This window comes from Ruegeria sp. AJ12 (assembly GCF_056536245.1).
The window spans coordinates 377,152-389,726 of sequence record NZ_JBQFJJ010000001.1 but is presented as its reverse complement, the minus strand read 5'-3'; the positions used below and the strand labels follow the sequence as shown (position 1 = coordinate 389,726).

Sequence of the window (12,575 nt, the reverse complement as noted above, 5' to 3'; positions counted from 1 at the left end):
ATTGTCTCGGATGTGCTGAAAGCCGTCTTTGCTAACTTTAGCTGCCATCTACCAATATCAGAAACCATCGTCCCGATGGACCAGTGACCAATCATGCACCAACGATCAAACCGGATCAGTTGAATGCTGCCAACCACCAGGACCTCAAAATTCACGGCAGGCGGCAACAACTGAATTCGGCCAGGGTATTCGCAACACCACAGACCGAATACTGGCTACCGTCACGTGCAATCTCGACATAACAACATATGCGTATTGTCCACCTCACCTAGTATGCAGTGCTCGGCCCAAATAGGAAATACAATCGCCCGGGTTGTCCGAACCTGTCGCTGCGCTTAAGATGGCAGCATTGATTGGGGGTGTCATGCGCTGCCTGAATAACATTTGTATTGCGGTATTTGTCTGTCTGCTTGGAACCCACGGTTTGGCCGAGGAGCTTGCCGTGAAGATTGAGCTTAGCGATGAACTAAGTCCCGACATCATCGAATTCATCGCCACTCAGTCCGTGACATCCGAGACGCAAAGAACTGCGGGGCGGATTGACGATCTTGTCCGCGAGAAATGTGGCTTTGTGTCGCCGAACAATCTTCTTGTGTTCGAACGGTCGGTCAAGTTGCAAGGCGGCAAGCTACTCGATGGCGGAAAATTCCGTGTAAACACCAAAACCACTATTGTACCCAGTTGTCTGCCCGACGAACGGCTGAATCGCGTTGTCGGACGGTTGCCTGCGGCGGGTGACAGCGTGCTTAAACATGCGGCGAGTGACTCGGGCTTACCCCCGCAAACTGTGGGGTCAATCATCCTGGGCCGTCGGCAATTCGACCCCGAGAGCATCTTGGCCTTTGATTTTCAAAATTCAGGTTCAAACAGGCTGTCTCTGGAAGGTCTGGCAACCCCTTCGGGGCCGCCTTGGCCCCTTTTGCCCGAACCAGACAATGTTGATATCACCTCTCTGTTTCAGGAGAGGTTCGCAATGGCGGGCGTGGACCCAACGGACCGAAGCCGCGTCGCTTATGAAGGGTTTGCAGTTGCACATGGCCTGAATGCTGCGGGTGTGGGTGAAGATTTGCTCCAGACCGCTCTGGAGCAAGCCCTTGCAGGGTTGGGTGCGCAGGATTTGCGTTCCATTGTTCAAGACATCACGCAGGCTTTAGATGACCAACAGGATGTTCCCCGTATTCAGGATGTGCCGCTTTGGGAACAAATCTGTGGCGAAAGCCAGTTCCTTTGCCGTCGGGAAGCCGCAGGGACATTTTTGCAAGCAGAGTCTTTATCTCCATCGGTCATTGGGTCATTGAACGACACCGGTCGCGTCCGCATTGACTACGGAATTGACCCGAATGTTGCTTACTTGACGACTGAGCGGATCAATCAAACCGCATTGGTCCCCATGAAAGCCAATGCAACGCCTCCAGACGGAGTACAGCCCGAACCCGTTTCGCACACTCCGTTGTCCAAAATTTCCCTGTTCACCGACATCGGGAATGTTGAAGAAGGCGGCCAGGATCGCCGCTGTGGCACGGGCGCACCGATCAACTGGGGAACACAAGAGTTTCGTGACACGTTCAGGGCAGTCACTGAAGATGCGATCGCCAGAAAGTTAGAGGTTTCGAATTTCGTCAACCATTCCAAGCTTATGATCCTAGATGGCGGTTTTGCTCGGTTCGAAGAAGAAAGCTTTGGCGGTGGTAACTGGCGCAGATTGATAAAACCGGATGGCCACGCAAAACCGGATAGTGTTCGCGATCTGGTGGACAGTATGTTCGACAAGGTGATCCACGGAACCGCAGTCACGAGTTTGGCGATGGGAGGGCCGGGGCTGATGGACCTGTTCTCTCGCGACAAACTGGAAGTTCATGTCCATTCATTTCAGATCTACCGCGAGGACGCCCGTGTCGGCGAGGTTGGATACCGCCTGATAAGTGATATTCCAAATGTCGCTTCAAGCTCTGCGGCTGATATCGTCAACATGAGTTTCGGCGCCTACGACGAGGACGACGCGAAACTGAAACGCATGGAGTCCAAGCTGCTGGGCGAAGCGGGTGCACTTTATGTCGTCGCAGCGGGAAACCTAGGAAATCTGAAGGAAAAGAAGGGTGGACTGGTTGGGAGCACACAGCTTGTTCCTCAGAAATGGGGTAAAAACGATGGCGGGCAGCAGAACATGCTGGTCGTTGCGGGCATTGACCTGATCTCTGATCCGGTCAAGCTGGCCTGGTTTTCGAACTTCGGAGAGGAATTTGTGTTTTTGTCAGCTCCGGGATGTCAGGTAGAAGCCATCGCGCCGACACGCACGGGCAAATACGAAACCCGTACATTCAACGGCACCTCATTTGCGGCACCCATTGTCTCGTTTGTTGCTGCTTCGGTACGCAGCGTCATGCCTGACTTGCGGTTGTCCGCACCTTGGGTTCGCGCAAGGTTGCTTGCCTCGGCTGATGTGGAACCGGCCATCGCGCGGGGGCAGGTGCACAAAGGGCGAATCCTGAATCCTATCGACGCGATGCGGGTCTATGACGACATCGTAACCCGAAAACCGACAGAGGCCGGTGCCGCATCTAAGCCGTTGATCGGTTGGATCGAAAAAATATCGGGAAATGAAGCGTTTAACACCGGCGACCTGTGCAAAATCGGGCAACCGGGACAGCACGATTTGCTGCGGTACTTTGTTCTGCCGAAAGCCTACGATCCCGGCAAAAAAAGTGGATGGGTCGACATCATGAGGCCTGGAGGATTGATGGAAACTGTAGCCTGCGATTTGAAACCGAAGGGTAATCTGCTGTTCCGAGTAAATGGTAAATCGGAAACTGTACTTCTGAGCGATATTCAAGACATCAAATTTTCATTTAACAGAGGGGGAGACTGACCATGCGTTTGATCTTTACCGGTTTTGGACTGACATTGGGACTGGTGTTCGGGTCTGCTGCAAATTTGGCCGCCGAAGGGTTCACTCTGGCGGATGCAACGGATGAACTGCGATATCTCGAATCTGCTGACCCCCTGGAAACTGTTGATTTGCATGTGGATGGTGAGCTGCGCAGGCTTTCCTTTGTTACCGATGATGACGGGATGGCGGTATATCAGGGGGACATCGTTCTGGGTAAGGCGCAGGATTTGTGGGACCTGTCCGAACAGCCCGGCCTGTCATTGCAAAGTCTGGAGCAGGACCACGTCGATCTATTTGGCCTGGTGGCGCGCGACAAGCGTCTGCGCTGGCCGGACGGGCATGTGCCGTACATCATTGACAAAAGCGTTCCTTCGGCCTGGATTCCGCGTATTCGCGGGGCCATTCGGGAATGGGAGCGGGAAACGGACATCACCTTTTCCGAGCTGAAGAAACCCACGGGGGCATATGTGCTGTTCTTTGATCACCCCACTCAGGAAAGCTGCCAGACACGGGTCGGGTATCCTGGGAACGGACCGCGCAGGGTTCAGCTGGCAGAGTGGTGCCAGAAAGGGAATATCGCGCACGAGATCGGACACGTCTTGGGCCTTCATCATGAACAGGCTCGGTTCGACCACGACGCCTTCATCGAGGTTCATTTCTCAGACAAGGCAACCAAGAAAACAAGGGCGCAGTTCCGGGCCGATCCGACCGAATTCAAAGACGCTGGACCTTATTGTTATGATTCCATCATGCACTATGGGCGACATGGTCCGGGTGGAGTATTCAGGATTGACCCGCGCAAGAACCCGCAAGGGGACTGGGTAGGAGACCCGCGCAAGATCGGCCAACGAGGAGGTCTGGCAGCCTGTGATGTCGCAATCATTCAGCGGATGTATGGCAAGGCTCCAAAAGATGTGGCTGCCGCCCCGACCTCAGGTTTCGAAGGGGATCTGGTTTTCTTTCCGCAAGGTTGTGAAGAAGCACGCGAGTGCTATCTGAAAAATGACCTTACATACACCGACCCAAACGCGCTGGTCTGGAAAGCATCGAAACGTGACCCCAATGCCGGACCAGAGGTTAAATCGGGTATGACGGACGGGGCGTCGATTCCCGACTGGGCACAAGGGATCGTCGGACCCCCGTTCGATCCGTCCTACATCAAAGCTGCAGTCATCCACGACCACTATACATATGTTGAAAATCGAGTGCGCAGCTGGTGGGATTCGCAGGCGGTTTTTCATGACATGCTGCTGGATGAGGGCGTATCGCATGGGAAGGCCCAGATCATGTATCTTGCGGTATTGGTAGGGTCCCGAAAATGGCTGCGTCTAGTCCCCGGAGAAAACTGCGGACCTGGTTGCCTGAATGAAATCGCCGACAGCCCGACGGCAATGAAGTCCGATGAACAGGTCGTTTATCGGGAATGGCCTGAGACCTATGGAACCCGGGAATACGAACGTATCATGCGTGAGGGTGTAACTTACCTGGCCTTGTATGGCGGCCAGATGTCTCAGGGTGATGTGGACGCGCTGGCCGCATTTCTGCTACCGGATCATCCAGTGTTTTCAAAGGCGGACGAATACAGCCCGGATGGCAAGGAGGATGCAATTTTTTCGGACTGAAGCCAGCTAAGCGCAACAGCTTCAATCCGCACTGTTGTCTGTTGGTCCATCACACTCAGTCAGATGACCTATCATGTTTTGGTTCCTTCCGGAGCTGATGACCTGAATTAGTTTTCGACCACGCGCGGCGATATGAGCACCGACCAAAGGACAGGCAAAATGCACCCGTTGGAGTGAACTGCCCGGTCTGCGCGGCCGAGAAAACACTATGGCGCTATGGCATCGGACGAATGTAGGCATATTTATGTTGGGTTGAGCGCTGCCGGTGTGTTTCAGGGGGCCAGTTGCATCGAACCAGTTTTGGTGAAAGCAATGATCTGTAAATTTTCAGCAGCCTGTCTTGTGATTTTTCTGGATTTGGCTCAGCCTGTTAAAGCCCAGAACAGCGACCAACCCGTTCTGGCAACTTTCCTTGGAACCTCGTCATTTCTTTTTGAAGGACACTCCGAGCGTGTTCTGATTGACGGATTTTTCAGCCGCCCGAAAGTTGGACCATTTCGAAAAATACACCCGGACATGACCCGCATTGAAGATGTGATTGATTATCTGTGCCTTCGAACGGTGGCACCCAGACCTGACGGGCCGGACAAAAATCTGTGCAAAGGCAAATCCCGCAAAGACCTTCATGCGGTTGTGGCCATGCATGGACATTTCGATCACGCATTGGACTCGGCCTATATTGCCGCGCGAACCGGTGCCCCCCTGATGACTGATACATCTGGCACCTATTTACGGGAGGCAACACGACGTTACTTCAAAAATCACGCCGAATACTTTGACTGGAGTGTTGACCCTGTTCTTATCAATGAGGTGCACGATACAATAGTTGTATCCAGGAAATACCGGGACTTTACGCTTACTCTTTTTGAAGCTCCTCACTCGCACAATCCTCTTTATCACTTTTTTGATGAAGTTACATCGCCTGAATTTGGCTTCCCTTCGCCTATCTGGCGATTGGGGGAAGGCAATTCGATGGCCGCGCACATCGACACGGAATTTGGTGCTATGATCGTTGTGGCAAGCGCCGACATGGAGCCAGAGCGCTTAAGCTCGCCCAACCTACAGGCGGATGTGGTATTTCTTAGTCTTGGGGGTTTGGGACTAAAATTACGGCCAAAGATTAAGGAATTTTTCAAGGCGGCGGTTCTGGATTCCAATGCAAGGCGCGTGATACCGATCCATTGGGACGACGGAAGGTCGGCACTTGCGCCCGACCCCGAAGACCTTGCGCCCGCACCTTTCAGACGACACAATCGGGCGATCAGAATTATTAACGAACTTGCGAAAGCCTGCGGTGTCCAGGTGGTCAGCGCCCCAATGGCCACTCCGTTCGATCCGTTACTTAACCTGCCGAAATCAAATCAACAGAAATCGTCACATGCTTGTAAGAAGGCGGTTGAATAGAAAGTTCAGAGAGCCCAGAGGCCAAGATTGGGTCCCTTCCACCGCCCAGCGGACAAAATCGCTGGGTGGCCTGTCAATGCCGGCCGAAGCAAACGTTGTTTTAAGATCGAAGCTGGGGGTTTGAAAAGCTTCTGTTCGCATTTGAGTTGTTCCCAATCAAAATAATACACTTGATACCTGATCGAGTAGCGGTTCTCGGACTATTTGCGCTTTAGAACCTCGAAATTCTTGCCCTAAAAACTTCTTTTGAGGACGCTTCCTTGTAAAATAGCTTGTTAGAAGGTTGACGTGGCTCGTGCCCTCAACGCGCTTTAGCCGTATCGACCAATTTTGCGTCGTCGATTACTTCGCAACCGGTATCGTCGACGAACTTTTCCCAACGTTGACTGGCAGCTTCCGCTGGTGTCCGACCCCCAGTAATCAGCTCAAGCAATTCGTTTCGGGTCGGCACTTCGGTCTCAAAAGCGAACAATGCTTTGCCGATACCTTTCTTGGCATTCTGAAAGGCCTCCGCCGCTGCCTTTTCTAAATGGGCCAAAACTTCCTTGGCAACAGTGCCCGCCAACAAGAAGCCGAAGTGGCGGTCTTTTAAGGTCGCTAACGCCTTCATTGATGCGGAGTTCAATTGAAGACGCTTCTGATCGAAAATGTTTGTATCAACAGTGATTGCCGAGATTGTCTCATCCGCCAGGAGGGCTCTAATCTTCTCGTCGTCAACAATCGGCATTCGGTGGAAATCCCGTCAAAAAACTTGCAAACACTTGCTGTAAAATGGAGCGGGTGAAGGGAAGCGAACCATCGTATTAAGCTTGGGAAGCTACTGCTCTACCATTGAGCTACACCCGCAAGTACCCACCATGTACCGTCAGAGCGACCGCCTCGCAACCCAAAAGCAAGGCGGCATTAGGCAAGTCTTTCATCAAAAAAGAGTGGCCTGCTCAACAACTTCTGTTACGGCACCATCTGCGAAAGACACGCCTGACATCGCGCCCAAGTCGCGCAGCACCCGTGTCATATGGTGCGCCATATTCCATTCACGCCAGATCGAAGGATTTCCTGGTGAGGTAATACCTTTTGCGGCCTCCCACATGCGTCGGTCAGCGTAAGAGAACGCCTGCCCGGCGAAATCGGGTCGCTCAATCAGTTGATTGAGCACCTTGAGCATGTTGGGAGACTGAGCGCCCGTCGATGCACCACGAACGACGACGGTCGATCCTGCTGTGGTATACCGAACGTGTGGGATAGGACGGCCACCGCCGCCTTTTTTGGGGAACGCGATCTTGCCACAGTCAGCACCGAAATCACTAAACCCAAGCCGATTGCGGGGAATCGAACACTCTCTCAACAAGCGTCTAAAAATCGTCCACTCATGCCGAGCAACCTCAAACGTGCTGTCTTCACTGGCTGGGTTAGTTGTTGGAAAATTTGATGCTTGAAAGATCACACAGCCCCAAGGCGCTACATCAGCGACCATTTCCAGCGTACCGCTAACGGCCTCGATAGCGATATCTGGCGTCAAGTCAGCCCCAGTGAAATCAACAAACACCTCACAATTCTGAGCGTCCACGCCCAGCGACCTTAACCCCTCTTCAAGCCCGTCCGGGTCAAAATCTTCAAAAGGAAGATGGATCGCAAACTTAGGGGTCTCTTGCCTGATCAACTGTCGCCAAACCGGGTTGTGAATGTCGCACGCGGGCGCAGCGGCAATAAGGCCTTTGTTACGGGCTCGGGCCACCTGAAAGAGCCTGATAAGGCCTTTATCTCCTAACGCTGGGATGACGTATTGGGCGTCAAGGTAGGCCGGGTACAGAGGCCAATGCTTTCCGATGCGTTCACCCGAAAGATAAGCAATCTCATCTTGTGTAAGTGGACGACCTTTCTCAGGGTCCCTCTCTTTTGGAGGAGGAACAATAAAGAACGGCCTCAAGTGTTTCTGCATGTCAGGCTGCACTCTTGCGCAAGCTAGGTATTCGCCTTGCTTAAACCGCTGTGCTGGACGATATGGCAGCATCGTTATTCTCCTTATCGGGTTGCTCGATTAGTTGTTTCCTCACGGTTTTCCCCCCGATTTTTTGAGAGAATATCGAATAGTCGTTTCTCTCCTTTCTTATCCGGCCAAAAACGATGGCGGGATGGATGCCAAGGTCTTTGGCAAACTTTTCGATCACCTTTGGCGACTTGGCGATGCGAGCAGGTGAGCGCCGCCATAGTTCATCCGGGATCAATAGGTTAGAAGCAAAAGCATCGGCTTCTACCTCTTGTTCGTCAATGTCATTCTGCTGCGGTTCGCCTTCGCGAAACTGATCAAAGAAGCCGCCCTTCAAACCTGTAAGCCTGTGCAAAACGACGTGCCCTAGCTCGTGTAGAAGGCTAAACCAGAAGTTGCCAATGTCGTCACGTCTCAGCGTTAAACCAACGACAGGGACAGCATCCACTATGAATGCAGCCCCATCTATTGCTAAACCCTGAATCTGCCGTTCGGGAATTAAGACAATCCCTTTTTCTAGCAACAACTGCCTTGCACGCGCAGGACCGTCTCCGTGAATGCTCAATTTGGAAAGTTGTCCCAGCCAGTTTGTATCTGTCGGGTTATACTTTGGAACGCCTTTTGCGATCACGTCCACAGCACGCGTCGCGACTCGCGCACGCCATGCGTGAAGCAAAACATCCTCGCTGTGATCTTTGACGTTTAGGCCTGTTCGCAGAAGAGTTGGGCTACCAAAGTCTATCCGGTTTTCGGCAATTAGACGTCGAAGCTGATCTTCTGTCATTTCGGCATCGAACCAGCCGTGTTCGCGACCATGCTTCAAAATCTTTCTGATGTCAGATTTGGAAACATTATCTATTACTTTATCTAACCCTCGAAATTGTGGGTCAGGCTCAATCGCCGCGCGCAGCCTGACACCCAACAACGCTGCGACACGCGCGTAGTTTTTCATGCTGATGCTGTTGTAACGATCAGCCTCGTACCGCTGTACTTGCTGCTCCTTCACGCCAAGCCGCCACGCAAGATCACGTTGCGAGTACCCTTTTGCAATCCGGGCAACGATCAACATCAACCCCGGATCTTTATCAGCCCTATTTTCCAGATGTGCGGGCTTTCCTGTTTCCTTCGCGGACTCGTAGGCCGAGATTGCATCAGCAAGATCATCGCGCTCAGAGCGCATGGTTGCCGTTACTTGCTTCACGACCTCCGGGGGCAATCCATCTGCTAACCGCCGGAGCGATTCTTCGGTCGCCAATGCCTCATTGAAGGCGCTGACGCGTGCGCGGGCTTCGCGCAATTCTTTTTCGTTGAGTATTATGCCTGTATTCATGCAGCCTAGATACCCAACATTTATGTTGTGGTCAAGGTTCCCAACAATTTTGTTGGGTACGGGCAAATTGAATAAAATAAAGCAATCACTCAATTAGTTTGAAGGCGACCCGAACTGTGCACGTCCGAGCCGCCGAGCTCCAAGCGGAGCATCAGTGGTTACTCTCGAGCGAGTAGGCGCTCGTCAAGCCAATCCAGCACTTCGCTTTCAACCCATCCCACCCGGTTCGAGCCCAGCTGTACCCGCTTGGGGAATTTGCCTGCTTTCTCCAGTCTTGCGATGTGCTGGGGCGAATACAAAACCAACTCTTTGAGCGCCTTCTTCGATAGTATCCTCATCACGATAACTCCTTTGATAAGGAGCATCGCGATGCCCCGGTTGCGGTTGCCCGGTTCCAGGTTCATCAATTATAGCTATAGATTGTCGTTCTGACGAGGTTCTTATATGTTCCCTCAGGACCCGAAATGCCCCGAATGTGGGTCATCGTTCTGCACTCGAACCTCCTAATAGATGTGTGCCTGGGGGTATCATTTGGGGTATCAGGAAAAACCACACTCAATTTTTTGCATATTTGCCAAATACATACTTTAAGAAATTGAGTCCTCTCCTGGCACCATTTCTTCCCAAAATATCTTATACATCAGTCCATTGATGGACATGGGCCGGGTTCAATCCGCCCTTGAATTCATCCTCTTGTCATCAGGCTTGGACCAGTATGCAGAAGACCATAATACAGAGCCTATCGCGCATTTCGGGGCAATAGAGGGCATATCTCGAGCCTTCGAAGACTATGTACCCAAGGTGACATCCGACAGTCTTAAGTGGCCCGAGCAACTAAACTCGTGAAGTAAATCTGCGCGCACGGCTACTTACTTGCTCACTGCGGGTTGCCATAGAGACGGCATCGGAAAATACATATTGGAGACGTCAACGCTTTGCCTGGATCCAACATGATTGGCTGCCATAGGTTCCAACGAACGGATCTAAAGCACCAATTGTGTTTGAATAACCAATGCAATCAGCTGACCCCTGTCATCCACGACTTTCGTTTGCCAAATCGACACTCTCTTGCCGACCGACACCGGTTTTGCAACTCCCCTGAGAGTCGTCGCGCATTCTGCGCTCCTGAGGAAATTGATCTTGCTGTCAATGGTGGCTGTCCCATTCGAACCTTTGGGTAAGTTCAGATACCCACCAACCGCACCGAGTGAATCTGCGAGCGTCACCACCGCACCACCATGGGCTACATTGCCAACGGTGCAATACTCTGGTTTGACAACCATCACCCCCTGAACTTCGTCTGCGGATGCTTCGGTCACCGATATGTCGAGATGAGCTGCGAAAGGCATTTGTGCGGCAAGATTTCTCATGGGCCTCATCCCCCAACTTTGCGAAGCATAGGTACAACGGATACTTCATCCCAGGAAATAACCTCGGACGTTATTGACCCGCCGCCTTGTACTGGCAGGATTCTGGCACTGGAGGAGAATGATTGGTCGCTTTCGGTAAGCTTCTAAAAGACTGGAGGACCAAAAAACGCTTCAGTCAAATGGCGCTTGGGCTAGAAGCAAATGTGTCTGCCCGCCACCTGTCGTATCTGGAAACCGGCAAGGCCAAACCAAGCAAAGAGATGGTCTTGCAACTTGCAGATACCTTGACTGTACCCGCACATGCGCGCAACCAATGGCTGATAAGTGCGGGCTATGCACCGGCCTACCAACGTCGCCCTCTGGATGATATTGATCTCAAACCCTTTATGCAGGTCGCACAGCGGCTGCTCGACCATCATGCGCCATTTCCAGGGTGGGTGCTCGATGGGACTTGGAAGGTGGTTTTGTGCAACGTCCCGGGTCAGCGATTGTTTGAACATATCGGCCTGTCGGTTGGTGACAATCTTCTTGGCAAAATTGCTTTGGATCCAACATTTGGGGGCAAGCTGGTGAATTGGAAAGAGGTCGTTGCCCATCTTTCCAATCGAGTTATGTCTGACGGGATTAAAAGGGAGGACCCAGCTACCAAAGCGTTTGCGACCATGCTTGCACAATCGCAAACAGAAAGGCCGCCTGAACCAAATCGGAACCCGGCGATCCCAACAATTCTCGAATTGGACGGATCGCAAATCGTTCTGACGTCCGTGCAAGCTATGTTCAATACGGCCGAAGACCTGACCCTGCGAGACCTTCGAACGGAACTCTTCTTTCCTGTTGACCCAACGAGCGAAACTTGTTTGAAGCGACTGCTGCGGTAATCTTTCAGCCGGTTCAAAAGTCACAACAATGTGCTGGGCTGATGCCGTTGATTCCATGCCAAAAAAGGGGAGGCTTCTGTTCCTCGAAGGGGTATTATCAAACCACCCAGAAGGATGGCTTCGTCGCCCTCACGCGGGCAACCGGGCGAAGCGAAAAGTCAGTCGAGACGACCCAGAACACTCTCCGCATGGACTTCAAAGCTCGCTTCATATGTCTTTGAGCGGCAAACACGCACCGGTTGGGTGAGACCCGCAAAAGCCCGGCGCCTGTTGGCAAAGGATTTCGGCAGAACCAAGTGAAGGAATCCAGAGTTTCTTGGATGGCGAGGTATAGCCCCGCCCTCATATCATTGGCCGTTACGGAATTCTACTTCACAAACCTGACCCGACTGCTGACACCTGTTGCCCGACCCATGTCATTGTCTATATATACAATATGAAAACATGGTCACACCGTCATGCCTGCACCTTTCTCTTCCCATGAACGGGATCGTATCGGCAAGAAATTGGTCGAAGACGCACGCACTCTTTTGCCAATTGTTGGTCTGAAGAAGCTTCCGATCGAGACATTGACCCAGAAGGCCGGCATATCGAAAGGCGCGTTCTATGCATTCTTCGATAGCAAAGAAGCGCTATACGCGCAGGTCCTGGCACATGAGGGGCCAATGATTACAGAACGCGTGCTTCCGCCACTCCATGATGAATCCCTCTCGAAACGCGCAGCCTTCACGCAGTTCTTGCATCGGGTGATGAACGAATATCAGACCAACCCTGTTTTGAGACGGATCGTGGAGAACCCCGAGGAACTGGCCGCCATCAACACAAGACTTGGTGCGGAGCGTGTTTCGGCTTTGGCCGCCCCAGGGTTCAAACCGCTCTTGGATTTCCTGCATCAAGTTCAGGGCAGTGGCGAGATGACAAGCGATAGTGCGGATGCAGTGCTGGGCCTGATTGTCGTGCTGCCACATTTATCGCTGCATCAGAACATCGCGGGAGTGCGCGACTGGCCGGCGACCTGCAACCTTTTGATAGATTTGGTGGCCAAGGGGCTGTTCACCGATGACAGCATGCCGAGCACCACTCGGGACTCGACGTAA

At 52.5% G+C, this 12,575-nt stretch carries 10 protein-coding genes and 1 tRNA gene; 5 read left to right on the top strand and 6 right to left on the bottom strand.

All coding sequences use genetic code 11. From position 1 onward, the window contains the following. Window positions 1-442 precede the first annotated feature (442 nt). From ACR3E0_RS01940 to ACR3E0_RS01930, 3 genes are all read left to right on the top strand, one after another. Complete coding sequence (locus ACR3E0_RS01940; protein ID WP_480475663.1) at window positions 443-2,866, top strand: S8/S53 family peptidase; 2,424 nt, start codon at window positions 443-445, stop codon at window positions 2,864-2,866. A gap of 2 nt (window positions 2,867-2,868) precedes the next feature. Further along, window positions 2,869-4,509: a M12 family metallopeptidase gene (locus ACR3E0_RS01935; protein WP_480475661.1), complete on the top strand. Its 1,641-nt coding sequence runs from the start codon at window positions 2,869-2,871 to the stop codon at window positions 4,507-4,509. Between the two features lie 216 nt (window positions 4,510-4,725). After that, a complete protein-coding gene (locus ACR3E0_RS01930) occupies window positions 4,726-5,913 on the top strand; it encodes an MBL fold metallo-hydrolase (protein WP_480475659.1) in 1,188 nt (395 codons plus the stop codon). A 301-nt stretch (window positions 5,914-6,214) separates the two neighbouring features. Here ACR3E0_RS01930 and ACR3E0_RS01925 read toward each other — a convergent pair whose 3' ends face one another. From ACR3E0_RS01925 to ACR3E0_RS01900, 6 genes are all read right to left on the bottom strand, one after another. Then, a complete protein-coding gene (locus tag ACR3E0_RS01925; protein WP_480475657.1) occupies window positions 6,215-6,640 on the bottom strand; it encodes a hypothetical protein in 426 nt (141 codons plus the stop codon). A gap of 45 nt (window positions 6,641-6,685) precedes the next feature. Then, window positions 6,686-6,759: transfer RNA gene (locus ACR3E0_RS01920), tRNA-Gly, on the bottom strand. A gap of 73 nt (window positions 6,760-6,832) precedes the next feature. After that, window positions 6,833-7,924, bottom strand: coding sequence for a beta family protein (locus ACR3E0_RS01915; protein ID WP_480475655.1), 1,092 nt, complete (start codon window positions 7,922-7,924; stop codon window positions 6,833-6,835). Then, window positions 7,893-9,230, bottom strand: coding sequence for an ImmA/IrrE family metallo-endopeptidase (locus ACR3E0_RS01910; RefSeq protein WP_480475653.1), 1,338 nt, complete (start codon window positions 9,228-9,230; stop codon window positions 7,893-7,895). Before ACR3E0_RS01910 ends, ACR3E0_RS01915 begins: the two co-directional genes overlap by 32 nt. A 158-nt stretch (window positions 9,231-9,388) precedes the next feature. Beyond that, complete coding sequence (locus ACR3E0_RS01905) at window positions 9,389-9,568, bottom strand: helix-turn-helix transcriptional regulator (RefSeq protein WP_480475651.1); 180 nt, start codon at window positions 9,566-9,568, stop codon at window positions 9,389-9,391. A 645-nt stretch (window positions 9,569-10,213) separates the two neighbouring features. Next, the gene (locus ACR3E0_RS01900) at window positions 10,214-10,600 is read right to left on the bottom strand and encodes a PaaI family thioesterase (protein WP_480475649.1); all 387 of its coding nucleotides are present in this window, start codon (window positions 10,598-10,600) and stop codon (window positions 10,214-10,216) included. Window positions 10,601-10,722: 122 nt separating this feature from the next. Between ACR3E0_RS01900 and ACR3E0_RS01895 the strand changes: the two genes are divergently transcribed. Together ACR3E0_RS01895 and ACR3E0_RS01890 are read left to right on the top strand one after the other, a co-directional pair. Beyond that, window positions 10,723-11,478: a helix-turn-helix domain-containing protein gene (locus ACR3E0_RS01895; RefSeq protein ID WP_480475647.1), complete on the top strand. Its 756-nt coding sequence runs from the start codon at window positions 10,723-10,725 to the stop codon at window positions 11,476-11,478. 506 nt (window positions 11,479-11,984) lie between these two features. Then, entirely contained in the window at window positions 11,985-12,575 is a 591-nt protein-coding gene (locus tag ACR3E0_RS01890) for a TetR/AcrR family transcriptional regulator (RefSeq protein WP_480475645.1), read from the top strand.